Genomic DNA, 24,167 nt, shown 5'->3' on the forward strand with positions numbered 1-24,167 from the left:
ATTATGGGCGAAAGCCCGCCATAGACAAAATCCTTTCAGCCTCAAGGGCGCGCTCGTGTTTCAGGCTATGCTCGCAAGATGATCCTGTTTCCCGACCTGCTCCAGTTGCCACACCAATTACGCCATCCGGAAGTGCGGGATCTGGCGTGGGTGATTCTTGCCCCGCCGATGCTCGCAACAACGCCGTGGCCGCAGCGCCATCCGCTGGCCGGCAGCGACTGGGTCAGCGATCCGCAGCGCCTGGAGCAGTGGCTGCGGGAACTGGATCGCGACAGTTATGGCTTGCTGCATTGGTTGTCCCAGGCGCGCACCCGGCGGCTGGGCCTGTATTACGAGCGGTTGTGGCAGTTTGCCGTACAGCATGCCCCGGGCATCGAACTGATTGCCGCCAACCTGCCGATCCGCCGCGAAGGCCACACCCTCGGCGAGCTGGACATGCTGCTGCGCGACCGCGACGGCGTGCATCATCTGGAACTGGCGATCAAGCTCTACCTCGGCCCGCAGCACGGCGACGGCCATGACCCGGCGCAATGGCTGGGGCCGGGCTGTCATGATCGACTGGACCGCAAACTGGCGCATCTGGCCGAACATCAATTGCCGATCTCGGCGCGCCCGGAAAGCCGTGCGGCGCTGGCGAAGCTGGATATTGAAGTGTTCAGTGCGCAGTTGTGGCTGGGCGGTTATCTGCTGTATCCGTGGCCCGGCACCTCTGCATCACCGAGCGGCGCGCATCCGCAACACTTGCGCGGCAGTTGGCTGCATCAGAAAGACTGGCCGGCATTCGTCGCCCAACGCCCGCCCGGACGCTGGCAACCCCTGCCCCGCCATGCGTGGCTGGCGCCGGCACACTACCCGGGCGACCAGACCTGGACCCCGGAACACCTGCAACTGTGGTTGGACGCCCTGGAACCGCTGGCCCCGGCGCAGCTGATGGTGCGCCTGATCGAGAATGCGCAGGGGGAATGGGAAGAGGCAGAGCGGTTGTTTCTGGTGGCGGATCTTTGGCCGAATGTGCCGGGGCAGGCCTGAGATTTTTTAGTGTGTGTGTGCCGGCACCATCGCTGGCAAGCCAGCTCCCACAGGGATCTTCTGTTTACTCGCTATCTGAGCCAAAGCACAAAACCTGTGGGAGCTGGCTTGCCAGCGATAAGGCCGACTCGGTCTAAAGGGATAACCGCAAAGCCAAAGCCGCCAAGGTAATCAACAACACCGGCACCGTCAGCACAATCCCGACCTTGAAGTAATACCCCCAGCCAATCCGGATATCCTTGCGCGCCAGCACATGCAGCCAGAGCAAGGTCGCCAGACTGCCGATCGGGGTGATCTTCGGCCCCAGGTCGCTGCCGATCACGTTGGCGTAGATCATCGCTTCCTTGACCACACCGCTGGCCTGACTGGCGTCGATCGACAGCAGCCCGATCAGCACCGTCGGCAGATTGTTCATGATCGACGACAACAACGCGGTCAGCACCCCGGTGCCCATGGCTGCGCCCCACACGCCATAACCGGCGAACACATCCAGCCAACCGGCCAGATAGCTGGTCAGCCCGGCATTGCGCAGGCCGTAGACCACCAGATACATGCCGAGGGAGAAGATCACGATTTGCCACGGCGCCTCTTTCAGCACCTTGCGCGTGGAAATCTTGTGGCCACGGGCGGCGATCCCCAGCAGCAGCGCGGCGCAGACCGCCGAGATCGCGCTGATCGGGATGCCCAGTTGTTCAAGGAAGAAGCAGCCGATCAGCAGGATCACCAGCACCGCCCAACCGGCGTAGAACGTGGCTTTGTCGTGGATCGCCGTGTGCGGCGGGTCGAGCTGTTCGGGGTCGTAGGCCTTGGGAATGTCGCGGCGGAAGAACCACAGCAACACGCCGAGCGTTGCGGCCACGCTGACAAAGTTGACCGGCACCATCACTGCCGCATAGCGGTTGAAGCCGATATGGAAGAAGTCCGCCGAAACGATGTTGACCAGGTTCGACACCACCAGCGGCAGGCTCGCGGTGTCGGCAATGAAGCCCGCGCCCATGACGAATGCGAGGGTTGCCGCCGGCGAAAAGCGCAGCGCCAACAGCATCGAAATCACGATCGGGGTAAGGATCAGCGCCGCGCCGTCATTGGCGAACAGCGCCGACACCAGCGCGCCGAGCAGGACCATGAAGGCAAACAGCTTGCGCCCACTGCCCCGCCCCCAGCGCGCCACGTGCAGCGCGGCCCAGGCGAAGAAACCGGCTTCGTCGAGCAACAGACTGATAATGATCAACGCGACGAAAGTGCCGGTGGCGTTCCAGATGATCTGCCACACCAGCGGAATATCGCTCAGGTGCACCACACCGAAGATCAGCGCCAGCACGGCGCCAAGCGTCGCGCTCCAGCCGACCCCGAGGCCTTTGGGTTGCCAGATGACAAGGGTAATGGTCAGCAGGAAGATGAGTGACGCAGCGAGCATTCGCGACAGCCTTAGATTGAAATGGAGAAGTGAAGCCAACACCAAAAACTGTAGGAGTGAGCCTGCTCGCGATAGCGGACTGTCAGTTACCAATCAATGGACTGACACACCGCTATCGCGAGCAGGCTCACTCCTACATTGTGTTCCAGGTATGGCTTATTTTTTGTGTTGCTCTACGAATTGTCCGTAGGCATTGATGAAATTCTGCAGAAAAGGTTTCACCGACTCGCTCAACTTGCCCGCCTCGTCAAACGCATTGCCCGCGCCGCCCAGATACGCTTCCGGCTGCTGCATGCACGGCACATCAAGAAACACGAACGACTGGCGCAGATGCTGGTTGGCGCCGAAACCACCAATGGCCCCCGGCGACACACTGAATACCGCCCCCGGTTTGCCGCCCCAGACGCTTTTGCCATAAGGCCGGGATCCCACGTCAATCGCATTCTTCAATGGCGCCGGCACCGAGCGGTTATATTCCGGGGTGACGAACAGCACCGCGTCGGAAGAGCCGACTTCCTGGCGGAAAGTTCTGTAGGCTGCCGGCGGTGAATCGCCGTCGATGTCTTCGTTATAAAGTGGCAGATCGCCAATTTCGACAATCTTCAGTTTCAGGTTCGCCGGTGCCAGCTCGGCCAGCGCCAGTGCGACTTTGCGGTTGATCGATGCTTTGCGCAGGCTGCCGACGACTACAGCGACGTTGTAGACATTGCTCATGGAAGACTCTCGACTGTCCGTGGGAAGAGCCTGTAGTTATAGATGATTCGATGACGGTTTCACCAGCGAGCAAGGGAAATTCCCTCGCGCTGATTATTTTTTTTCCTGTAGGAAAACTTACAGGGCTTGATGACGGTCTACCAAGCCGCAAATCAAGCGTTTTATCTCCAGAGGTTCTAAGCAGATGGCAGCAGTACTCGTCGGTCAGTTCCATGCAAGAGATGCGGAAGGCCGCGTTTATTCCGTGCATGAGTTCCAGGAATCCACCCCGTCGGCAGACGGTCTCACCGGCATGGAGCCTGTCACCACCTACAAACTGGCGATTGGCGATCGCGTCAAGAAGCTCAGTGATAATGAGTTTCTGCTGGTTCAGTCGGACATCACCCTGATCCGTGAACCCGAGCCAACCGTCGCTCAATAACCGCGCGTTATGAGCAGAAGTCATATGCGCAGACTTGGGGTAGGATTCAGCCACTGACCCCACCTGCTGAACATGGACTTCACGCATGCGTTTACGTCATATCGAAGTGATTCAGGCGCTCTTGCAGACCGGTCACCTGGGTACCGCCGCCGAATGGCTGCAGTTGCCGGTGGCCGACGTCGAAGAGCGATTGCACGAAGCCGAGAGTCAGTTGGGGTTCATGTTGTTCGCCAGCGTTCGCGGCCGCCTGCAATCGACGCCTGAAGCGCGGGCGCTGCAAGTCGAGATCGCTCACGTCTATGCCGCGCTGGAGCCGGTGCAACGCCTGGCCAGCAGCCTTAAACAATACCTCGCCCCGCCCCTGCGCCTCATCGGCACCCCACCGCTGGCGCAACACCTGTTGCCACACAGTATCGCCCTGCTGCGTCGGCGTTTGCCGGACGCACCTTGCCGCCTGCTCAGTGCCGCCACCTGTGACATCGTCCGCAGCCTGCTGCTGCGCGAAAGCGATCTGGGCCTCAGCCTGCACGACCCCGAACACCCCGACATCCATGCCCAGCCACTGGCCCAAGGCAAGCTGCAACTGCTCGCGCCCCACGGCTGGCTGCAACCGAAGCAGAAATACATTTCCCTGCAGGACCTGGCGGGCCAGGCGATGGTCGGCCTCGAAGGTCAGGACCCGTTAAGTCCGGCGCTGGAAAACAAGCTACAGGCCCTGCGCCCGGCGCCAAGCATCCAGACCCGGGTGCAAACCCACCAGATGATGCGCAGCATGGTCGAGGCCGGTGAAGGCCTGGCCATCGTCGACCCGTTCACCGCCCTCGGCGCACGGGCCGGCGGACTGGATGTCTGCCCGTTGTCGCCGGCGGTGCCGATCAGTCTGTATGCATTGACCTACCGACACAGCGCCACGCCGGCGGCGATTCAGACGCTGCTGACGATCGTCACGGAACAAGCCGAGGCGATGCTGGCGAGTTGAGCGGGTGTTCCAGCGGGTTATCGAACAGTCGATACCAGAACAGCGCAACTTCCGCGGTGTTCGGATCAATGCCGCGATAACGCAGATGGTCGATGCCGCCAATCTCGTAGCCGCAACGCTCATACAGGCGACAGGCGCCAAGATTGTTGTTCTGGGTTTCGAGCATGATCCCCGGCAGCTTTTTCTTGCGGCTCCAGAACTGCGCCACATCCAGCAACGCTTTTGCCACCCCGTGCCGTCGTGCCGGGGCATGCACCGCCAGCTCATCGATGTGCGCGAAACCGTTCCAGTTGGTGCTGATCACCAGATGCCCCACCGGCTCGTCGTCCAGATACGCCATGAAAATCGCACTGTCGGCGGCATCACGGTAGCTGCTGAATTCCTCGGGATCGATGCCATAGCATTTGCGGTACGGCACAATCGGCGTCACGGCCCACTGCGCCACCGGCTGGCCGACCACTGCCGCGCCATAGGCAGTTACCTCGAAACTGAAATCGCTGCCCCATATGTAGGCCGCAAAACCATCGTCGGCGACGCGCACCGACAGCCCTGGGTATTTCGGATTCATGACCGGTTGCATACTCGGAAAAGTCCTCATTCCTTCACGCAATCGACAGTGTACTGTCGTCCATTGCCTTCATCTTCATGTTGCAGTCCATGCACATCAGCGACAAAACCGGGGAAACTGCTATCGAACGTGCGGGCAAATTTCAGGTAGTCGATGATCGAGCGCGTCGACTCGGTAAAGCGCTCGCCGGGCATGATCAGCGGAATGCCCGGTGGATACGGCACCAGCATCACCGCCGCAATTCGCCCCTCCAGCTCATCGATCGGCACCGCCTCGACCTCGCCGCGCACCAGATGATCGTAGGCGTGGGCCGGCTTCATGGCGATCTCCGGCAGCACCGTGTACATGCGCTTGAGGTGTTTGGCGGTGGCGTTGCTGCGGTAACAGGCATGCAATTGATCGCACAGGTCACGCAGGCCCATGCCGCGATAGCGTGCGGTGTCTTGTTGCGCCACGCAGGGCAGGCAAGTTGCCAGACTGACGTTGGCGTCGTAACTGCGCTTGAACTCCAGCAACTCGGTGAGCAGCGTGCTCCACTTGCCCTTGGTAATGCCCATCGAGAACAGCACCAGGAACGAATACAGCCCGGTTTTCTCCACCACCAGTCCGCGCTCCCAGAGGAACTTGCTGACCACCGCCGCCGGGATGCCCTTCTCGCTCAGCGCGCCACCGGCATTCAGGCCGGGCATCACCAGTGTCACTTTGATCGGATCGAGCAGCACATAGTCGTCGCTGACCTCGCCGAAACCGTGCCAGTCGGCGTCCGGTTTCAGCAGCCAGTCTTCGGTCTGCACCCGGTCGATGCCTTCGACTCCAGGTGGCTGCCAGATCGAGAACCACCAGTCATCGGCGGCGATGTGCTGGCGCAGATTGGCCAGCGCGCGGCGGAAACTCAAGGCTTCGTCGAAGGTTTCCTGCAACAGCGAACGCCCGGCCGGGCCTTCCATCATGGCCGAGGCCACGTCCAGCGAGGCGATGATGCTGTATTGCGGCGAGGTCGAGATGTGCATCATGAACGCTTCGTTGAAACGGTCACGGTCCAGTTGCCGGGCGCCGCCGTCCTGCACATGAATCATCGAGGCCTGGCTGAACGCGGCGAGCAGTTTGTGCGTGGAGTGGGTGGTGAACACCAGCGGGCTGTCGGCCGTGCGCGAGGTGGCCATGCCGTAGCGCCCGGCGAAGAACTCGTGAAACGCCGCGTAGGCGTACCACGCCTCATCGAAATGCAACACTTCGACGCTATTGCCCAGGCTTTGTTTGATCAGTTCGGCGTTGTAGCACAAGCCGTCATAGGTCGAATTGGTGACCACCGCCAGTTTGACTTTCGGAGCGCGGCCCTTGGTCAACGGGCTGGCGTCGATCTTGGCCTGAATCGATTCGCGACTGAATTCGCTCAGCGGAATCGGGCCGATGATCCCCAGTTCATTGCGCTCCGGGCACAGATACAACGGGATCGCCCCGGTCATGATGATCGCGTGCAACACCGACTTGTGGCAGTTGCGATCCACCAACACCAGGTCATCACGGCCGACCATCGAGTGCCAGACGATCTTGTTGGCGGTCGAGGTGCCATTGATCACGAAAAACGTGTGATCGGCGCCGAAGTTGCGCGCGGCGCGTTCTTCCGCTTCGGCAAGCGGCCCGGTGTGATCAAGCAGCGAGCCGAGCTCCGGCACCGACACCGACAAATCCGAACGCAGGGTGTTTTCACCAAAGAACTGGTGAAAGGCCTGGCCCACCGGACTCTTGTGATACGCCACGCCACCGCCATGACCCGGGGTGTGCCAGGAATAATTGGAGTCGGCGGTGTGTTGCACCAGCGCCTTGAAGAACGGCGGCAGCAGGCCATCCAGATACTTGCGGGCGGCCCGCGCCACTTGCCGCGCGAGAAACGGCACGGTGTCTTCGAACAGATAGAGAATGCCGCGCAGTTGATTGAGTTCGGCCATGGCATCGGCCGGGGCGTTTTCCAGCGTGACCTGTTCGCCCAGGGCGAAGATCGGCAGATCCGGCGCCCGCACCCGGGCCAGGCCGATCAGTTCGGCCATGTTCTGCAGCAAGTGCGAGTTAGTGCTGGCGTCTTCGGCCGCGATCAGCATGCACGCCAGACCATGATGGGTCGACGCCACCAACCGCCCTTCGGTGTAGTCGATGGCCGAAACGATATTGAAACCTTCCTGCTCCAACTCCCGGGCGATGCCACGGATACGGTCCCCGGCGACCGTGTCGGCCTTGATGTCGCGGTGGACGATCAACACCGGAAACTTCAAATCTTTGTACATGAGGCTCAGTGTCCTGAGGCGGCGGATCAAAGTCTGCCAATGCACTCAGGGTAGAGGGTTGCAGCGAAAGTGGCGAGGGTGGCCAGTTGGCTTCATGCGCCTGACTCGGCTTTTGTGGCGAGGGAGCTTGCTCCCGCTGGGGCGCGAAGCGGCCCCCGGTATTCGTTCAGCAGCAATGTGCATTCAGGTTTTATGACTGCTTCGCAGCCAAGCGGGAGCAAGCTCCCTCGCCACAGGGGGGGATCAGGCCTGAGCGTCAGCCTCGGCAATCTGCGTCCACAACGCCGGGCCACCGGCGGATTTGGCGATGATTTCCAGCCGCGCCATATGCGCCGCCAGTTCCTCTTCCGTCGCCCGAATGATCCGCGCAGGCTGGCGGTCAGCCGGCAGGCGGCGGATCTCGGTGGCGGAGTTGTCCGCGCCCTCGCCCGTGCCATTGCCGTCGGAGGCGTTACCGGCCAGCGACAGGCTGGTCTGGCCACCGGTCATGGTCAGGTAGACGTCGGCGAGAATCTCCGAGTCGAGCAAGGCGCCGTGCAGTTCACGGCCGGAGTTGTCGACGCCATAACGTTTGCACAAGGCGTCGAGGCTGTTGCGCTGCCCCGGGTGACGTTCCCGGGCCATCATCAGGGTGTCGAGGATGGTGCAGTGTCGGGTGATGTCAGCGCGATCGTGCTGACCCATCAGGGCGAATTCGTTGTTGATGAAGCCAACGTCGAACGCCGCGTTATGGATGATCAGCTGCGCGCCGTTGATGAACTCGAAAAACTCGTCGGCCACCTCGGCGAAACGCGGCTTGCCGACGAGAAATTCGTTGGTGATGCCGTGGACGCCGATCGCGCCTTCGTCACTTTCGCGATCCGGTTGCAGGTAGACGTGAAAGTGCCGGCCCGTCAGGCGCCGACCGATCAGTTCGACACAGCCGATCTCAATGATCCGGTGACCATCGGTCACCGGCATGCCGGTGGTTTCGGTATCGAGTACAACGGATCTGGTGGCCATCAGTGTTCAATTCTCAACGGGGTCAATCGTGCAAAAGCGGCGATGTTAACACGCTCGCCACCAACCCTGCAGGAGTGAGCCTGCTCGCGATTGGGCGCGCTACGGTGTGCCGGTAAAAATCAGCTCTGCTTGTAACCGCGCACTTCATCGACCCCACGGTTGGCCAACTGGTCAGCCCGTTCGTTGCCGTGATGACCAATGTGCCCGCGCACCCACTTCCAGGTGACCTTGTGCCGGTTGACCTGCTCGTCCAGCTCTTTCCACAGGTCAGCGTTCTTGACCGGCTCTTTGGCCGCGGTTTTCCAGCCGCGTTTTTTCCAGTTGGCCATCCACTCGTTGATGCCCTTCATCACGTATTGCGAGTCGGTCACCAGCAGCACTTCGCACGGGCGTTTCAGGGCTTCGAGGCCACGGATGGCACCGAGCAGTTCCATGCGGTTGTTGGTGGTATTGGCTTCGCCGCCCCACAGTTCCTTTTCGACGCCCTTGCACACCAGCAAGGCGCCCCAGCCGCCCGGGCCGGGGTTGCCCTTGCAGGCGCCGTCGGTGAACAGTTCTACGCTATCGACGCTTTCGCTCATGCCACTCTATCCAGAAAAATGTCTGGCCTCGTCGATCGCGGATCGACGATGACCCGGGCCGGAGCAGGTCCGGCCACTATAAAAAAGAAGGTTTACGGTTCGATACGACGGCGGTTGACCTTGGCCATCGGCAGCGGAATCAGCTTGCCCATCGGCTCGCGACGTTCCTGACGCACCGGACGCAGGCCGACCACGATCTTGCGCGCGACCAATAAATAGAAGCCACCGCCCGACAGTTGCCAGTCACCGGCCTTGCGTTCCCAGCCGGCCAGTCGGGCCTGCCACTTGGGCGACGCGAGCGGCGGACGATAGCACCCGAAGCGGCGTTTCTCCAGCGCGAAGCCCAGCAGGTTGAGCCAGTCGGCCACCCGCGATGGCGAGATGCAGCGCGCCTGACGCAAGGCGTCATGGGCGAAGACATGGCGCAGGCCCCAGGTGCTCCAGGGGTTGATGCCGATGATCACAAGGTGCCCGCCGGGGCGCACGCTGCTTGCCGCCTCACGCAGTAAACCGTGGGGCGACAGGCAGAAATCCAGGCCATGCTGCAACACCACCACGTCGGCGGCGTGCTCGCTCAACGGCCAGGCCTGCTCTTCGCAGACGATCTCCACCCCAGGCAACGGCGCACCCAGGCGCACATTGCGCTGCACCTGCGGTGCCGATGGTGGGGTCTGGGCCGACGGCCCGTAATGCACCAGATAGCCACCGAAGAAGCGCCCCAACTCGTCTTCGAGCATGCGCCGTTCTTCATCCAGCAGAAATTGCCCGAGCGGGCCGGCCAGCCATTCACGGGCCGCGCCGATCAACGCCAGCCAGTCGGGATCGGCCTGAGCGAACGCTTTATCGGTCATGTCATTCTCCAACGCCGCTAGAAGCTCTAAGATGCGCCAATGTTTTCCGCTTGGCGAATTCCTCCGATGATACAGATCAGTGCCCTGCCCGCGTTCACCGACAACTACATCTGGTTGTTACAGGATCACCGCACCCAGCGTTGCGCCGTGGTCGACCCGGGCGATGCCGCGCCGGTGCAGGCCTGGCTCGCCGCCCATCCGGGCTGGGTGTTGAGCGACATTCTGATCACCCATCACCACCATGACCACGTCGGCGGCGTCGAACGCCTGAAAGCGGCGACCGGCGCCAAAGTCTACGGCCCGGCCAGCGAAAACATTCCGGGGCGCGACGTAGCGCTCAAAGACAACGACACGGTCAGCGTCCTCGGCTGGGATTTCGCTGTCTATGCGGTGCCGGGTCACACCCTGGGCCACATTGCCTATTACCAACACGGCCTGCTGTTTTGTGGTGACACCCTGTTCGCCGCCGGCTGCGGACGCCTGTTCGAAGGCACCCCGGAGCAGATGCACCACTCGCTCAGCCGCCTCGCCGCCCTGCCCGAGGATACGCTGGTGTATTGCACCCATGAATACACCCTGAGCAACCTGAAGTTTGCCGCCGCCGTCGAGCCGAGCAACCCGGACATCGCCGCCCGTCTGAAAGAGGTCAGCGAAAAACGCGAGAAAGGCGTCATGACCCTGCCCTCGACCCTGGCCCTGGAAAAGCTCACCAATCCGTTTTTGCGCACCACTGAAACATTGGTTACACAAAAAGTGGACGAACGGGCAGGCGCTCAAAACCGGGCGCCGAGTGAGGTTTTTGCGGCTCTGCGGGCCTGGAAAGATACGTTCTAAGTGACTCACCACTTGGTACAAAAATTCTGAATGGTTGACCGCAGGGGGTGCGCTTTCTAGAATCGCCCGACATTTTTGCCCGGAACTTACTTCCAGCCAATGTCGTCATCCATACGGAAGTCCGTCAATTCAGACACGTTGACCCGCCTGGCCCAAGCCATCGCGGTGGCTGTGTCCGCCACGTTGGCGGGCTGCTCCAGCCATGCTCCGCAGTCTGAAGCGAGCCATACGCCGAACATTGCTGCGCGAGCCAAGCAGAAGCCGATCTGGCTCAGCGAAAAGCCGAGCCCGCAGGTGCCTCAGGACATTTGGGAGCGCATGCGCGGCGGTTTCCAGCTGCAGGACGGCCTGGGCGTGAACCCGCGCATCGAGCAGCAGCGCCTGTGGTTCGCCAGTAACCCCTCGTTTCTCGAGAACGCCGGCGAACGCGGCAGTCTCTACATTCATTACATCGTCGAGCGTCTCGAAGAGCGCAACATGCCGCTGGAGCTGGCCCTGCTGCCAGTGATCGAGAGCGCCTACAACCCGATGGCCTACTCGCGCTCCGACGCATCAGGCCTGTGGCAGTTCATCCCGTCGACCGGCCGCTACTACAACCTGCGTCAGACTCGCTTCTATGATGGCCGTCGCGATATCACCGCCTCGACCACCGCGGCGATGGATTACTTGACCCGACTGCACGACATGTTCAACGGTGACTGGTTGCTGGCCCTGGCCGCCTACAACGCCGGTGAAGGCACTGTCAGTCGCGCCATCGAGCGGAACGAGAAGCTCGGCCTGCCGACGGACTACTGGAACCTGTCGTCGTTGCCCGCGGAAACCCAGGCTTACGTGCCGAAGCTGCTGGCCCTGTCGCAAGTGGTGCTGGCCCCGGAAGCCTACGGGGTGAACCTCAACCCGATCGCCAACGAACCGTACTTCCAGGTCGTCGAAATCAACCAGCGCATGGACCTGTCCAAGGTCGCAGCGGTGGCCAACATTGACGAAGACGAACTGTTCCAGCTCAACCCGGCCTTCAAGCAACGCACCACCATCGATGGCCCCCAGCATTTGCTGGTGCCGACGTCCAAGGCGCAACTGCTGACCGCCAGCCTGCAGACCATGCGACCTGAAGAGCTGATCAGCCCGCGTTCGCTGAAACCGGTGTTCGACGGCGCCGACCCGAGCGAAGTGGCAAAGCTCAAGCGCGCCTACCGGGTCAAACGCGGCGACAACCTCGGCTCCATCGCCAAGGCCAACAAGGTTGAAGTCAAGGATCTGCAACGCTGGAACAAGCTGACCGGCAAGAACCTCAAGGTCGGCCAGACCCTGGTGATGCAAGACAACACCAAGCGCAGTCCTGCGCGCAGCAGTGGCCGGGTCAACACGGTGATTGCCGCCAACAGCAAGACCCAAGGCAAGGCCGACAGCCAGCAGCAAACCCAGTACAAGGTCAAGCGTGGCGACACGCTGTACGTGGTGGCCAAGCGGTTCAACGTCGAGATGCAGCATCTCAAGCGCTGGAACCCGGGAGCCGGCAAGGCCCTCAAGCCTGGGCAGATGCTCACGGTTTATCAGCCGCACTAACAAAAAAGCCCCTGAAATTTCAGGGGCTTTTTTATGGCCGAAACACTCGGGGCCAATGATTGCCTTGTGGCGAGGGAGCTTGCTCCCGCTGGGGCGCGAAGCGGCCCCTTGTATTCCTCCAGTCAAACCCGACACACCGGTTTTGCGACTGCTTCGCAGCCGAGCGGGACGGTGCGACGTTTCGACAAGCTCCCTCGCCACAGTTAATCTGTAGCCAGTGCTATTGCGGGCACAATTAACAGCGCATTAACCCGCTATCTTTTTCCTGTCCAGACAAGCTGTTACTGTACGGCCCACAAAGCCCAAGCCGCCTGGATCGGATCTGACTTGAAGCGTCCCCTCCTCCTGCTCCTGATCAGCCTGGCCTTGAGCTCAACCGCAAGCGCGACGATTACCGAAAGTCACGGTTATGCGCAGTTCGGCACGCTCAAGTACCCGGCCAGATTTACCCACTTCGACTGGGTCAACCCGCAAGCGCCCAAGGGCGGTACGTTGCGGGTGATGGCGTTCGGCACCTTCGATACGGTCAACCCGTACACCTTCAAGGGCACCAGCCCGGTCACCACAGCGAATTTCATGCAATACGGCATCAATGAGCTGAACGAACCGCTGATGGTCGGCACCGGCCAGTATTCGCCGTCCGGTGACGAACCCGCGTCGAGCTACGGCTTGATCGCGCAATCGGTGGAATACAGCGAAGATCGCAGCTGGGTGGTCTTCAACCTGCGCCCGGAAGCGCGTTTCCACGATGGCACGCCGATCACCGCCTATGACGTGGCGTTCTCCTATCGGTTGCTGCTCAAGGACGGTCATCCGCTGTACCGCACCGCCCTGCAGGAAGTCTCGCGGGTCGACATCCTCAATCCCCAGCGCATTCGCTTCGTGATGAAGCGTTCGGGCAACCCGCTGCTGATCCTGCGCCTCGGTGAACTGCCGGTGCTGCCGCAACATTACTGGAAAGGTCGCGACTTCAAGGCCACCACCTTCGAACCGCCGCTGGGCAGCGGCCCGTACCGCATCACCTCGGTGACGCCGGGGCGGCAGCTGATCTTCGAGCGGGTCAAGGACTACTGGGGCAAGGACCTGCCGGTCAATCGCGGCAAGTACAACTTCGATCGCATGGAAGTCGAGTTCTACCGCGACAGCGACGTAGCCTTCGAAGCCTTCAAGGCCGGCGAATTCGACATTTACATCGAGCATCAGGCGAAAAACTGGGCCAACGGCTACAACTTCCCCGCGGTGCGCCGTGGCGAGGTGATCAAGGCGCAGATCCCGCACCAGATTCCGACCCAGAGCCAGGGCCTGTTCATGAACACCCGGCGCGCGACCTTCAGCGACGTCAAGGTCCGCGAAGCGCTGGGCCTGATGTTCGACTTCGAGTGGACCAACCGCGCGTTGTTCAGCGACGCCTACAAACGCACCACCAGCTATTACCCCAACAGTGAATTCAGCGCCAGCGGCCTGCCGGTCGGGCATGAATGGCTGATGCTCAAGCCGTACAAGGAGCAATTGCCGGCCAAGTTGTTCACTGAACCGTTCACGTTGCCGCAAACCGACGGCCGCGGCATCCCCCGCGAAACCCTGCGCAAGGCCCTGGCCCTGCTCGCCGAGGCTGGCTGGAAGCTCAACGGCCAGCGCCTGCAAAACGCCGCAGGTCAGCCGCTGAGCTTCGAACTGCTGCTGGTCAATCCGAACCTTGAGCGGATCCTGCAGCCGTACATCGAGAACCTCAACAGCATCGGCATCGGTGCGCGCCTGCGCACGGTGGATCGCGCCCAGTACAAACAACGTCTGGATCAGTTCGATTTCGACATGATCCTGATGACGCTCAACCAGACCCTCAGCCCGGGCCTGGAGCAATGGCAGTACTTCCATTCCAGCCAGGTCGGGGTCAAGGGCAGCAAGAACTACGCCGGTATTGCCAATCCGGTGGTCGACCACCTGCTCGAACAATTGCTCGCCGCGCAGACCCGTGATGAACAGGTCGCCGCCGGCAAGGCGCTGGACCGCGTGCTGCTCTGGCAGCACTACAGCATTCCCAACTGGTACCTCAATTATCACCGACTGGCCTACCGCAACCGGTTGGCTTTCGTCACCACGCCGCCCTACACCCTGGGCCTGAGCGCGTGGTGGCTGAAATCTTCGGAGAACAATAAATGACGCCCATCCGCGCCCTGCTCGTGCAGGCCAGCGGTCTGCTGTTCGCCGGGCTGGCCTGTGCCGCCCCGCAACACGCCGTGACGCTGTACAACGAGCCACCGAAATACCCGGCCGATTTCAAACAGTTCGACTACGTGAACCCCGACGCGCCCAAGGGCGGGATCTTCCGCCAGGCCGGATTCGGCGGCTTCGACAGCCTCAACCCGTTCATCAGCAAAGGCGTGCCGGCCGATGACGTCGGGCAGATCTACGACACCCTGACCAAGCACAGCCTCGACGAGCCGTTCACCGAATACGGCCTGATCGCCGCGAAAATCGAAAAGGCCCCGGACAACAGTTGGGTGCGCTTCTACCTGCGCCCGGAAGCGCGTTTTCATGACGGCCACCCGGTGCGCGCCGAGGACGTGGTGTTCAGCTTCCAGACCCTGACCAAGGACGGCTCGCCGCTGTTTCGCGGTTACTACAGCGACGTTGGCGAGGCGATCGCCGAAGACCCGCTCAAGGTGCTGTTCAAGTTCAAGCACAACAACAATCGCGAGTTGCCGCTGATCCTCGGCCAGTTACCGGTGTTGCCGAAACACTGGTGGGCCAATCGCGATTTCACCAAAGGCAACCTGGAAATTCCGCTGGGCAGCGGCCCCTACAAGGTCGCCGAAGTGAAGGCCGGGCGCTCGGTGCGTTATGAACGGGTCAAGGACTACTGGGGCAAAGACCTGCCGGTCAATCGCGGGTTCTACAACTTCGACGTGATGACCACCGATTACTACCGCGACAACACCGTCGCCGTCGAAGCGCTGAAGGCCGGCCAGTTCGATTACTGGCTGGAAATGACCGCGAAGAACTGGGCCAACGCCTATAACATCCCGGCCGTCACCGAGGGTCGCTTGATCAAGGAACAGATCGCCAACAGCAACCCGACCGGCATGCAGGGCTTTGTCTACAACCTGCGCCGCCCGGTGTTTCAGGATGTGCGGGTGCGTCAGGCGCTCGGCCTGCTGTTTGATTTCGAATGGACCAATAAACAGCTGTTCAACAGTGCCTACTTCCGTACCCGCAGCTATTTCGAGAACTCGGAAATGGCCGCGACGGGCCTGCCGGATGCCGAACAACGGGCGATCCTCGAACCGTTTCGCAGCAAGCTCCCGGCGCAGGTGTTCAGCGAAGCCTTCGAGAACCCCAAGACCGACGCCAGCGGCATGATCCGCGCCCAGCAGCGCGAGGCCTATCAACTGTTGCAAGAGGCTGGCTGGAAGATCGTCGACGACAAAATGGTCGACGCCACCGGCAAACCGGTGGTCATCGAATTCCTCCTCGCGCAGACCGAATTCGAACGCGTGCTGCTGCCGTTCAAACGCAATCTGGCCGACCTCGGCATCGATCTGGTGATCCGCCGCGTCGACGTTTCGCAGTACATCAACCGCGTGCGTTCGCGGGACTTCGACATGATGGTCGGCAGCTTTCCGCAATCCAACTCGCCGGGTAACGAGCAGCGCGAATTCTGGATGAGCGCCGCCGCCGACAAACCGAGCAGCCGCAACACCATGGGCCTGAAGGACCCGATCGTCGATCAACTGGTGGAAAACCTGATCAACGCCGACTCGCGCGACAGCCTGGTGGCCCACGCCCGCGCGCTCGACCGCGTATTGCAGTGGGGCTACTACGTGATCCCCAACTGGCACATCAAGACCTGGCGCGTGGCTTACTGGAATCACATCGGTCACCCGAAGGTCTCACCCAAGTACGACATCGGCATCAACACCTGGTGGGTCAAGCCTGACGCGAAGCCCGCCAAAGAAGTCGAAACCAAACTGCAAGCCGACCCTGTGGGCACGGAGTAATCAGATGCTGGCGTATATTTTTCGGCGACTGCTGCTGATCATCCCGACCCTGTTCGGCATCCTGCTGATCAACTTCGTGATCATCCAGGCCGCGCCCGGCGGCCCGGTGGAACAGATGATCGCCAAGCTCGAAGGCTTCGAGGGCGCCACCAGCCGCATCGCCGGTGGCGGTGCCGAGGTCTCGGTGGCCGGTTCCGCCTATCGCGGCGCACAGGGCCTGGATCCGGCGCTGATCAAGGAAATCGAGCACATGTACGGGTTCGACAAGTCGGCCCCGGAACGCCTGTGGATCATGGTCAAGAACTACGCGAAGCTGGATTTCGGCGACAGTTTCTTCCGCGACGCCAAGGTCATCGACCTGATCAAGGAAAAGATGCCGGTGTCGATCTCGCTGGGGCTGTGGAGCACGCTGATCATGTACCTGGTGTCGATCCCGCTGGGGATCGCCAAGGCCACGCGCCACGGCAGCCACTTCGACGTGTGGACCAGTTCGGCGATCATCGTCGGCTATGCGATTCCGGCGTTCCTGTTTGCGATCCTGTTGATCGTGGTGTTTGCCGGCGGCAGTTACCTGGACTGGTTCCCGCTACGCGGCCTGACCTCGAACAACTTCGATGAGCTGAGTGTCGGCGGCAAGATCCTCGACTACTTCTGGCACCTGGCGCTGCCCGTGACCGCGCTGGTCATCGGCAACTTCGCGACCATGACCCTGCTGACCAAAAACAGCTTCCTCGACGAGATCAACAAACAGTACGTGGTCACCGCCAAGGCCAAGGGCCTGACCCGCCATCGCGTGCTCTACGGCCACGTGTTCCGCAACGCCATGCTGCTGGTGATTGCCGGATTCCCGTCGGCGTTCATCGGCATCTTCTTCACCGGCTCGTTGCTGGTGGAAGTGATCTTTTCCCTCGACGGTCTGGGCCTGATGAGTTTCGAAGCGGCGATCAACCGCGACTACCCGGTGGTGTTCGGCACCCTGTTCATCTTCACCCTGTTGGGGCTGGTGGTGAAACTGATCGGCGACCTCACCTACACCCTGGTCGATCCGCGCATCGACTTCGCCAGCCGGGAGCATTGAGATGAACCTGTCCCCTCTCAACCGCCGCCGGTTCGAACTGTTCAAGGCCAACAAGCGCGGCTGGTGGTCGCTGTGGCTGTTCCTGATCCTGTTCGGCCTGAGCCTCGGTGCCGAACTGATCGCCAACGACAAGCCGCTGGTGGTGCATTACGACAACAACTGGTACTTCCCGGCGATCAAGCGCTACCCGGAAACCACCTTCGGCGGCGAATTCCCGCTGGAAGCCAACTACAAGAGCCCGTACATCCGCGAACTGCTCAAGGCCAAGGACGCGTGGGTGTTGTGGGCGCCGATTCCCTACAGCTACCAGAGCATCAACTACGACCTGAAAGTCCCGGCCCCGGCACCGCCCTCGGCGGACAACCTGCTCGGCACCGACGACCAGGGTCGCGATGTGTTGGCGCGGGTGATTTACGGCTTCCGCATTTCGGTGCTGTTCGCCCTGACGCTGACCGTGTTGAGTTCGATCATCGGCGTGATCGCCGGGGCCTTGCAGGGTTTCTATGGCGGCTGGGTCGATCTGGCCGGCCAGCGTTTTCTGGAGATCTGGTCGGGGCTGCCGGTGCTTTATCTGCTGATCATTCTCGCCAGCTTCGTCCAGCCGAATTTCTGGTGGCTGCTGGGGATCATGCTGCTGTTTTCGTGGATGAGTCTTGTCGATGTGGTGCGTGCCGAATTCCTGCGCGGGCGCAACCTCGAATACGTGCGCGCCGCACGGGCCTTGGGCATGCAGAACGGTGCGATCATGTTCCGCCACATCCTGCCCAACGCCATGGTCTCGACCATGACCTTCATGCCGTTCATCCTCACCGGCGCTATCGGCACCCTCACCGCACTGGACTTCCTCGGCTTCGGCTTGCCGGCCGGCAGCCCGTCGCTGGGTGAGCTGGTGGCCCAGGGCAAATCCAACCTGCAGGCGCCGTGGCTGGGCATGAGCGCGTTTGCCGTGCTGGCGCTGATGTTGAGTTTGCTGGTGTTTATCGGCGAGTCCGCTCGCGATGCCTTCGACCCGAGGAAGTGAAATGAATCAGGACAATCTGATCGAAGTGCGCGACCTGGCCGTCGAGTTCGGCCTCAACGAGCGGCGACACCGGGTAGTCGAGGGCGTGAGCTTCGACATCAAGCGCGGCGAAACCCTGGCGCTGGTCGGTGAGTCCGGCTCGGGCAAATCGGTGACCGCGCACTCGATCCTGCGCCTGCTGCCCTACCCGCTGGCCCGGCACCCGGCCGGCAGCATCAACTACGCCGGGCAGAACCTGCTGGGGCTGAGCGAAAAAACCATCCGCCACATTCGCGGCAACCGCATCGCGATGATCTTCCAGGAGCCGATGACCTCGCTGAACCCGCTGCACTCGATCGAGAAGCAGATCAACGAGGTGTTGGGCATCCACAAAGGGCTGAGCGGCAAAGTCGCGACCAAGCGCACCCTGGAGCTGCTGGAGATGGTCGGCATCCCCGAGCCGCACAAGCGCCTCAAGGCCCTGCCCCACGAATTGTCCGGCGGCCAGCGTCAGCGGGTGATGATCGCCATGGCCCTGGCCAACGAGCCGGAACTGTTGATCGCCGACGAACCGACCACTGCACTGGACGTGACCGTTCAGCTGAAAATCCTCGATCTGCTCAAGCAATTGCAGGCCAGATTGGGCATGTCGCTGCTACTGATCAGTCACGATTTGAACCTGGTGCGAAGAATTGCGCATCGCGTATGTGTCATGCAGCGCGGTTGCATCGTCGAACAGGCATCGTGCGAAGAGCTGTTCCGTTCGCCACAGCATCCGTACACTCGGGAATTGCTCGGCGCGGAGCCCAGCGGAGGCCCGGCGACCAATAAAATCGGCGCGCCGCTGCTCGAAGTCGAGAACCTGAAAGTCTGGTTCCCGATCAAGAAAGGCCTGCTCAAGCGCACGGTGGATTACGTCAAGGCAGTGGACGGCATCAATTTCAGCCTGCCTCAGGGTCAGACCTTGGGGATCGTGGGGGAAAGCGGTTCCGGCAAATCCACCCTGGGTCTGGCGATTTTGCGGCTGATCGGCAGCAAAGGCGCCATTCGCTTTGAAGGCAAGCAGCTAGACTGCCTGACGCAGAACGAGGTTCGCCCGTTGCGTCGGGAGATGCAGGTGGTGTTTCAGGACCCGTTTGGCAGCCTGAGCCCGCGGATGTGCGTCAGCGACATCGTTGGCGAAGGCCTGCGGATTCACAAGATGGGCACCGCCGCCGAGCAGCAAGCGGCGATTATTGCGGCATTGAAGGAGGTAGGTCTGGATCCGGAAACCCGGCACCGCTACCCCCACGAATTTTCCGGTGGGCAGCGGCAACGTATCGCCATTGCCCGGGCTTTGGTGCTGAAACCGGCGCTGATCCTGCTGGACGAGCCGACGTCGGCGCTCGACCGGACGGTGCAGCGGCAAGTGGTGGAGCTGTTGCGTTCACTGCAAGCCAAGTACAACCTGACGTATTTGTTCATCAGCCATGACCTGGCTGTCGTCAAAGCGCTGAGCCACCAGCTGATGGTGGTCAAGCATGGCCAAGTGGTCGAACAGGGAGACGCGCAAAGTATCTTTGCCGCCCCCCAACATCCGTATACACAGCAGTTGCTGGAAGCCGCTTTTTTGGCACCAGCCACTGCGCAATAACCTGAAAGAGGAGCAACACATGGGTTTTCTCGCCGGTAAGCGCGTACTGATCGTCGGTGTCGCCAGCAAGCTGTCCATCGCATCCGGCATCGCTGCCGCCATGCATCGCGAGGGCGCTGAGCTTGCCTTCACTTATCAGAACGACAAACTCAAGGGTCGCGTTGAAGAGTTCGCACAGGGCTGGGGTTCGAGCCCTGAGCTGTGCTTCCCGTGCGACGTGGCCAGCGATGAAGAAATCGCCAAGGTCTTCGAAGAGTTGAGCAAGAAGTGGGACGGCCTGGACTGCATCGTGCACTCCGTCGGCTTCGCCCCGGGCGACCAACTGGACGGCGACTTCACCGAAGCCACCACCCGTGAAGGTTTCCGCATCGCTCACGACATCAGCGCCTACAGCTTCGTGGCCCTGGCCAAGGCTGGCCGCGAAATGATGAAAGGCCGCAACGGCAGCCTGCTGACCCTGTCGTACCTGGGCGCCGAGCGCACCATGCCGAACTACAACGTGATGGGCATGGCCAAGGCTTCGCTGGAAGCCGGCGTACGTTACCTGGCCGGCTCCCTGGGCCCGGACGGCACCCGCGTCAACTGCGTATCGGCTGGCCCGATCCGTACCCTGGCAGCCTCGGGCATCAAGAACTTCCGCAAGATGCTGGCCGCCAACGAAGCGCAGACCCCACTGCGCCGCAACGTCACCATCGAAGAAGTCGGCAACGCCGGCGCCTTCCTGTGCTCCGACCTGGCGTCGGGCATCAGCGGTGAAATCATGTACGTGGACGGCGGCTTCAACACCACCGCCATGGGCAACATCGAAGAGTAATCTTCGGTCTGCCGATAAAAAACCCGCCGATCCGGCGGGTTTTTTTATGCCTGCTACTGTCAATCCCCCAGACCTGAGCACGACTTCCATCAGCGTGCGAACGCCCCTTAGTTCAGGACTCCAATGACGGTCGGCACTTTTTTCCCTGGAAATTCTCCCATATCTGCAGCCACGATAACCCGTTGGGCAGTTTGCTGAAGTGCCCCCGAGCGCAAGTATCCCGGGCCAAGTGTCGCGATGCCCTGAGCCCCATATTCAAGGTCGAGTGATCCATCGTCCTGGACACCCACCAGACAAGCCCATTCTGCACCGTCAAATCCGGTCACCAGACCAACGACTCTTGTTTCGGACTGCAATACGACCATTGGAAAACTGGTGGCAAATGGTAGCTGGACGAGCAGCGGCAAAGCGTTGTTGAAGTCAGGATCAGCCTGACCATTTGCTTCCAGGCGGCTGAACCACAGGTAATTTCCTTCTTCATCAAGATCGATGCCCATCACCATTATTTGATCATTTTTGATGGAAATTCGGGGCATTTGTGTGGGTGTTTCTGCCTCCCAATACCCGGAGACGGCAAAACCCTGGGACAATGCGCCGTTGGACTTCAAACATGCCAACGCCATTTTCGTATTCGAGAAGCCATCATGAGCGCGATCAATCGTTGCACTGACAATGATCGATCCATCCGTCAAAACACCAATGCCCTCGATGGAGGTGTCCTGACCATTGATACGGACCTCGATCTGGCCCTGTATGCCAAAGGTCATGTCGGGGGCTCCATCTGATTCAAATCGATAGAGCCTTCCCGCCTCCCTCAAGCTATATCCTTGTGTGTCCAATACTCTGTAGCCAGTCGCCAGTAATAGTTTGCCGTCGGCCTGCAGTGTGGCGACAGGCAAATGCACGACCATGTGAACCTTATCCGGATCAAAGGGATATGGAAGAATTCGGGTACCAAAAATCAGGTCAGGACTGCCATTGGGGTGAAACCTTGAAACAGCTGCACGCCAGAGAAACGGGTCGCCATTGCTGATGCTGCGTCCGATCAAAAGAAACTTGCCATCAGGCTGGCGGATCAATTGTTCAGGACTGGCGTTCTCGCCCGTCTCGAAAGACCATTTCACCAAGCCCTGTTCCCCAAAGGAATGATCTGCCGCTCCATCTTTGAATACGCGATACAACCATGTCTCGCGACCGCGCCATACGGCATAAATCAATGCTTCGTTATCTTCCATGATCGCTCGAATCTGATCACCTTCCGGGATCTCGATCAGGCCATTCGCTCCGAACGATGGATCAACTTCACCGGGTTTGCGCGGCAAATTCTTGGTGTCTGGCTGAACCATACTAAAATCCTCAATAAGATCTGATGATCTCCATCCAGGCTCGTCAACTTCTCCAAACCTGCCCGCGGAGGTGTCTGCCTGCTGATCGTCAGCGCTCTCCAGTCACTGCACAACTGTAAGACCTGACAGTTGACTCACTGCAGGATTGAGGATTTGGGTCGCACGGACATGCTGCTTCCCGTTTTCGCGAGCGAGCGTGCGCCGCAAGGGAATCGGGGGTTATTCCAGACATTGGGCAAACAGCTTTTGAATCGACTGATGGCGCTGGCTGTAGCGCTGCAGCAACACCATCTCGCGGTAAAACGTCAGCGCACCCAGTTCAATCACCCTGACGTTCAGAGGATGCTCCAGCGAGCATTGGGTCGACTTCAATTTCTTTGGCCACCAACGGGTGATTCACTTGGCACCGAAAAACGGCTGCCGGCGTGGCCCCATGATGAGGGACGCATCAACAGCGCTTCAACGCCTGCTTGTGCGCATACATCGCCTCATCGGCATCCGCCAGCAGTCGGTCCACGCTGTCATGGCGCTGCGGGTCGTAGGCAATCTGGCCGACGCTGAAACGGATCTCATAGCCGCGCTGCAACGTCGCGTTGCGCTCGTCGAGGATCTCCTTGAGCCGGGCCATGATCGCCGTGGTTTCGACCTGACTGGAGCCGGTCAGCAGCCCTACGAATTCATCGCCGCCCAACCGTCCGATCACATCGCTTTCGCGAAAGGCGATCCGCAGCACATCGGCGAAAGTCTTCAGCGCGCTGTCGCCCTCGGCATGGCCGTAGCGATCGTTGATCTGTTTGAAGTCATTGAGGTCGAAAAACAGCAGCGTTGCCGGTTTGCCCCGATGCTTGCAGGCGTCCAGCGCATGCTGGGCGAGGGTCTTGAAACCCCGGCGATTGGACAGCAGCGTCAGCTCGTCCATGCTCGCCATCTGCACCGCCATCAGCTCCTGCTCGGCCATGCCGGCAAGGTCGCGTAACAAGTCGCGCTCTTCGTCATCGAGTTCGCGCGGTTTGGTGTCGATCAGGCACAGCGTGCCCATCTTGTTGCCGTTGGGCACGGTCAGCGGGTAACCCGCATAGAAGCGAATGTTCGGCTCGCCGGTTACCAGTGGGTTGTCATGGAAGCGTTCATCCTGCCTGGCATCCGGGATCATCAGCAGCTCACTCTGAAGAATCGCATGCCCACAGAACGACACATTCCGCGGCGTTTCACTGACGCCCAGCCCCACACACGACTTGAACCATTGCCGATCACTGTCCACCAGCGTGACCAGGGCGATCGGCACATTGAACAGGCGCTTGGCCAGCCGCGTGAGCCGGTCGAAACGCTCTTCTGGCGCCGAATCAAGAAGATTCAAACCGTGCAGCGCTTGAATCCGGGTCACTTCATTGGCGGGTTTGATCGGGGCCTGCATCACGCACTCCATCGAGGTCAATGACCGCTAGAGTAGCCTGATTTGCCAGCGACTCACACACTCATCCGCCCGCGACCGGACACGGCCCGCCGGCATCAGCCCAAAGCTTGAACTGCGCGACAAAAATGTCATGCGGCACCGGCACCGGCGCGCGCCCTGCCCCGGGGTTCCAGCCCCACAGCACCAGTTTGTCATCGCTGACGTGCTTGATCAGCGCGGCGAAATCACGATCGCCGTTGCTCGAGCGATCCTTGATCATTGCGCACAATTTGTCGGGCGGCAGGCCGATCCAGGCCATCTTGTGCGCGGCAGGCGGCAGGCTCCAGTGCGGCGCCCCCGGAGGTGCGTGGGGGCCGTAACTGGCCGGTGGATTGCTCTCGGCATGGCAAGTGCCGCAGGGCAGACCGGCGGCGCCCTTGCCGTCCATGCCGCGCACCACGTTCATGGCGTGCGGGATTCCGGCGTCGAACTGCAGCGGCGAATCACCGGGAATGTGGCAGTTCTGGCAGCGCGGACTCTGGAACACCTTCTGCACCGTGCCAAACGCCTTGAGCGCCTCTTGATCATCGGCGAACAGCTCCGAAGCGTAACCGCCCAGCCCCAGCAAAATCACCGTGCCCAACAGCAGATGTCGTTTCAT

21 protein-coding genes and 2 pseudogenes are annotated in these 24,167 nt (G+C 60.9%); 12 read left to right on the forward strand and 11 right to left on the reverse strand.

Annotated features, from left to right (window positions below; genetic code table 11):
- Positions 1 to 78: 78 nt before the first annotated feature.
- Entirely contained in the window at positions 79 to 1,029 is a 951-nt protein-coding gene (locus J5M57_RS24210) for a DUF1853 family protein (protein ID WP_207849293.1), read from the forward strand.
- A 133-nt stretch (positions 1,030 to 1,162) separates the two neighbouring features.
- Here J5M57_RS24210 and J5M57_RS24215 read toward each other — a convergent pair whose 3' ends face one another.
- Positions 1,163 to 2,446, reverse strand: a complete 1,284-nt coding sequence (locus tag J5M57_RS24215) for an arsenic transporter (protein WP_064587209.1) — start codon at positions 2,444 to 2,446, stop codon at positions 1,163 to 1,165.
- A 156-nt stretch (positions 2,447 to 2,602) separates the two neighbouring features.
- Complete coding sequence (locus tag J5M57_RS24220; RefSeq protein WP_207849292.1) at positions 2,603 to 3,160, reverse strand: NAD(P)H-dependent oxidoreductase; 558 nt, start codon at positions 3,158 to 3,160, stop codon at positions 2,603 to 2,605.
- Between the two features lie 184 nt (positions 3,161 to 3,344).
- Here J5M57_RS24220 and J5M57_RS24225 point away from each other — a divergent pair, with 184 nt between their 5' ends.
- Both J5M57_RS24225 and J5M57_RS24230 read left to right on the forward strand, forming a co-directional pair.
- Positions 3,345 to 3,581 carry a hypothetical protein gene (locus J5M57_RS24225; protein WP_064587205.1) on the forward strand — a complete coding sequence of 79 codons (237 nt, stop codon included), beginning with the start codon at positions 3,345 to 3,347 and terminating at the stop codon, positions 3,579 to 3,581.
- 85 nt (positions 3,582 to 3,666) lie between these two features.
- Positions 3,667 to 4,560, forward strand: coding sequence for a LysR family transcriptional regulator (locus J5M57_RS24230; protein ID WP_207849291.1), 894 nt, complete (start codon positions 3,667 to 3,669; stop codon positions 4,558 to 4,560).
- On the opposite strand, the gene J5M57_RS24235 is transcribed toward J5M57_RS24230, so the two are convergent.
- The 5 genes from J5M57_RS24235 to J5M57_RS24255 form a co-directional block, all read right to left on the reverse strand.
- The gene (locus J5M57_RS24235) at positions 4,526 to 5,140 is read right to left on the reverse strand and encodes a GNAT family N-acetyltransferase (RefSeq protein ID WP_064587201.1); all 615 of its coding nucleotides are present in this window, start codon (positions 5,138 to 5,140) and stop codon (positions 4,526 to 4,528) included. The two genes, J5M57_RS24230 and J5M57_RS24235, sit on opposite strands and share 35 nt — an antisense overlap.
- A 14-nt stretch (positions 5,141 to 5,154) precedes the next feature.
- Positions 5,155 to 7,410, reverse strand: coding sequence for an Orn/Lys/Arg decarboxylase N-terminal domain-containing protein (locus J5M57_RS24240; RefSeq protein ID WP_207849290.1), 2,256 nt, complete (start codon positions 7,408 to 7,410; stop codon positions 5,155 to 5,157).
- A 243-nt stretch (positions 7,411 to 7,653) separates the two neighbouring features.
- Positions 7,654 to 8,412 (reverse strand): DNA polymerase III subunit epsilon, encoded by a 759-nt coding sequence (gene dnaQ / locus J5M57_RS24245; RefSeq protein WP_003224164.1) that lies wholly within the window; start codon positions 8,410 to 8,412, stop codon positions 7,654 to 7,656.
- Positions 8,413 to 8,531: 119 nt separating this feature from the next.
- Entirely contained in the window at positions 8,532 to 8,993 is a 462-nt protein-coding gene (gene rnhA / locus J5M57_RS24250; RefSeq protein WP_003224162.1) for a ribonuclease HI, read from the reverse strand.
- A 92-nt stretch (positions 8,994 to 9,085) separates the two neighbouring features.
- Positions 9,086 to 9,844 (reverse strand): methyltransferase domain-containing protein, encoded by a 759-nt coding sequence (locus J5M57_RS24255; RefSeq protein ID WP_083366183.1) that lies wholly within the window; start codon positions 9,842 to 9,844, stop codon positions 9,086 to 9,088.
- Positions 9,845 to 9,910: 66 nt separating this feature from the next.
- Here J5M57_RS24255 and gloB point away from each other — a divergent pair, with 66 nt between their 5' ends.
- The 8 genes from gloB to fabI all read left to right on the forward strand — a co-directional run bounded on the left by gloB (position 9,911) and on the right by fabI (position 20,767).
- A complete protein-coding gene (gene gloB / locus J5M57_RS24260; protein ID WP_207849289.1) occupies positions 9,911 to 10,678 on the forward strand; it encodes a hydroxyacylglutathione hydrolase in 768 nt (255 codons plus the stop codon).
- Positions 10,679 to 10,777: 99 nt separating this feature from the next.
- The gene (locus tag J5M57_RS24265) at positions 10,778 to 12,244 is read left to right on the forward strand and encodes a LysM peptidoglycan-binding domain-containing protein (protein ID WP_169840497.1); all 1,467 of its coding nucleotides are present in this window, start codon (positions 10,778 to 10,780) and stop codon (positions 12,242 to 12,244) included.
- Between the two features lie 327 nt (positions 12,245 to 12,571).
- Entirely contained in the window at positions 12,572 to 14,404 is a 1,833-nt protein-coding gene (locus J5M57_RS24270) for an extracellular solute-binding protein (RefSeq protein ID WP_207849288.1), read from the forward strand.
- Complete coding sequence (locus J5M57_RS24275; protein ID WP_083366186.1) at positions 14,401 to 16,242, forward strand: extracellular solute-binding protein; 1,842 nt, start codon at positions 14,401 to 14,403, stop codon at positions 16,240 to 16,242. The genes J5M57_RS24270 and J5M57_RS24275 overlap by 4 nt, the downstream gene beginning before the upstream one ends.
- Positions 16,243 to 16,246: 4 nt before the next feature.
- Positions 16,247 to 17,320 carry a microcin C ABC transporter permease YejB gene (locus J5M57_RS24280; RefSeq protein WP_169840500.1) on the forward strand — a complete coding sequence of 358 codons (1,074 nt, stop codon included), beginning with the start codon at positions 16,247 to 16,249 and terminating at the stop codon, positions 17,318 to 17,320.
- A gap of 1 nt (position 17,321) precedes the next feature.
- Positions 17,322 to 18,341: an ABC transporter permease gene (locus J5M57_RS24285; RefSeq protein ID WP_064587187.1), complete on the forward strand. Its 1,020-nt coding sequence runs from the start codon at positions 17,322 to 17,324 to the stop codon at positions 18,339 to 18,341.
- A 1-nt stretch (position 18,342) separates the two neighbouring features.
- Positions 18,343 to 19,953 (forward strand): ABC transporter ATP-binding protein, encoded by a 1,611-nt coding sequence (locus J5M57_RS24290; protein WP_207849287.1) that lies wholly within the window; start codon positions 18,343 to 18,345, stop codon positions 19,951 to 19,953.
- 19 nt (positions 19,954 to 19,972) lie between these two features.
- A complete protein-coding gene (fabI, locus tag J5M57_RS24295) occupies positions 19,973 to 20,767 on the forward strand; it encodes an enoyl-ACP reductase FabI (RefSeq protein WP_003202751.1) in 795 nt (264 codons plus the stop codon).
- A 107-nt stretch (positions 20,768 to 20,874) separates the two neighbouring features.
- Here fabI and J5M57_RS24300 read toward each other — a convergent pair whose 3' ends face one another.
- Both J5M57_RS24300 and J5M57_RS24305 read right to left on the reverse strand, forming a co-directional pair.
- On the reverse strand, positions 20,875 to 22,113 hold the full coding sequence (locus tag J5M57_RS24300; RefSeq protein ID WP_207849286.1) for a delta-60 repeat domain-containing protein: 1,239 nt from the start codon (positions 22,111 to 22,113) through the stop codon (positions 20,875 to 20,877).
- 219 nt (positions 22,114 to 22,332) lie between these two features.
- Positions 22,333 to 22,464: pseudogene (locus J5M57_RS24305) on the reverse strand (LysR family transcriptional regulator); the annotation flags it as partial.
- On the opposite strand from J5M57_RS24305, the pseudogene J5M57_RS24310 reads away from it, so the two are divergent.
- A pseudogene (locus J5M57_RS24310) lies at positions 22,454 to 22,528 on the forward strand (glyoxalase); the annotation flags it as partial. The pseudogenes J5M57_RS24305 and J5M57_RS24310 sit on opposite strands and share 11 nt — an antisense overlap.
- A gap of 33 nt (positions 22,529 to 22,561) precedes the next feature.
- On the opposite strand, the gene J5M57_RS24315 reads toward J5M57_RS24310, so the two are convergent.
- Complete coding sequence (locus J5M57_RS24315) at positions 22,562 to 23,527, reverse strand: sensor domain-containing diguanylate cyclase (RefSeq protein ID WP_064587181.1); 966 nt, start codon at positions 23,525 to 23,527, stop codon at positions 22,562 to 22,564.
- A 61-nt stretch (positions 23,528 to 23,588) separates the two neighbouring features.
- A complete protein-coding gene (locus J5M57_RS24320) occupies positions 23,589 to 24,167 on the reverse strand; it encodes a hypothetical protein (RefSeq protein ID WP_207849285.1) in 579 nt (192 codons plus the stop codon).

It is taken from the genome of Pseudomonas sp. 86_A (assembly GCF_017491705.1).
Taxonomy (GTDB): domain Bacteria; phylum Pseudomonadota; class Gammaproteobacteria; order Pseudomonadales; family Pseudomonadaceae; genus Aquipseudomonas; species Aquipseudomonas koreensis.

Bases quoted from the DNA above. Each gene is read 5' to 3' on its own strand.
- J5M57_RS24280 (WP_169840500.1), top strand. From the start codon at position 16,247: ATGCTGGCGTATATTTTTCGGCGACTGCTGCTGATCATCCCGACCCTG.
- gloB (WP_207849289.1), top strand. From the start codon at position 9,911: ATGATACAGATCAGTGCCCTGCCCGCGTTCACCGACAACTACATCTGG.
- dnaQ (WP_003224164.1), bottom strand. From the start codon at position 8,412: ATGGCCACCAGATCCGTTGTACTCGATACCGAAACCACCGGCATGCCG.
- rnhA (WP_003224162.1), bottom strand. From the start codon at position 8,993: ATGAGCGAAAGCGTCGATAGCGTAGAACTGTTCACCGACGGCGCCTGC.
- J5M57_RS24255 (WP_083366183.1), bottom strand. From the start codon at position 9,844: ATGACCGATAAAGCGTTCGCTCAGGCCGATCCCGACTGGCTGGCGTTG.
- J5M57_RS24265 (WP_169840497.1), top strand. From the start codon at position 10,778: ATGTCGTCATCCATACGGAAGTCCGTCAATTCAGACACGTTGACCCGC.
- J5M57_RS24290 (WP_207849287.1), top strand. From the start codon at position 18,343: ATGAATCAGGACAATCTGATCGAAGTGCGCGACCTGGCCGTCGAGTTC.
- J5M57_RS24275 (WP_083366186.1), top strand. From the start codon at position 14,401: ATGACGCCCATCCGCGCCCTGCTCGTGCAGGCCAGCGGTCTGCTGTTC.
- J5M57_RS24225 (WP_064587205.1), top strand. From the start codon at position 3,345: ATGGCAGCAGTACTCGTCGGTCAGTTCCATGCAAGAGATGCGGAAGGC.
- fabI (WP_003202751.1), top strand. From the start codon at position 19,973: ATGGGTTTTCTCGCCGGTAAGCGCGTACTGATCGTCGGTGTCGCCAGC.
- J5M57_RS24215 (WP_064587209.1), bottom strand. From the start codon at position 2,446: ATGCTCGCTGCGTCACTCATCTTCCTGCTGACCATTACCCTTGTCATC.
- J5M57_RS24220 (WP_207849292.1), bottom strand. From the start codon at position 3,160: ATGAGCAATGTCTACAACGTCGCTGTAGTCGTCGGCAGCCTGCGCAAA.
- J5M57_RS24315 (WP_064587181.1), bottom strand. From the start codon at position 23,527: ATGCAGGCCCCGATCAAACCCGCCAATGAAGTGACCCGGATTCAAGCG.
- J5M57_RS24235 (WP_064587201.1), bottom strand. From the start codon at position 5,140: ATGCAACCGGTCATGAATCCGAAATACCCAGGGCTGTCGGTGCGCGTC.
- J5M57_RS24285 (WP_064587187.1), top strand. From the start codon at position 17,322: ATGAACCTGTCCCCTCTCAACCGCCGCCGGTTCGAACTGTTCAAGGCC.
- J5M57_RS24320 (WP_207849285.1), bottom strand. From the start codon at position 24,167: ATGAAACGACATCTGCTGTTGGGCACGGTGATTTTGCTGGGGCTGGGC.
- J5M57_RS24240 (WP_207849290.1), bottom strand. From the start codon at position 7,410: ATGTACAAAGATTTGAAGTTTCCGGTGTTGATCGTCCACCGCGACATC.
- J5M57_RS24210 (WP_207849293.1), top strand. From the start codon at position 79: ATGATCCTGTTTCCCGACCTGCTCCAGTTGCCACACCAATTACGCCAT.
- J5M57_RS24300 (WP_207849286.1), bottom strand. From the start codon at position 22,113: ATGGTTCAGCCAGACACCAAGAATTTGCCGCGCAAACCCGGTGAAGTT.
- J5M57_RS24230 (WP_207849291.1), top strand. From the start codon at position 3,667: ATGCGTTTACGTCATATCGAAGTGATTCAGGCGCTCTTGCAGACCGGT.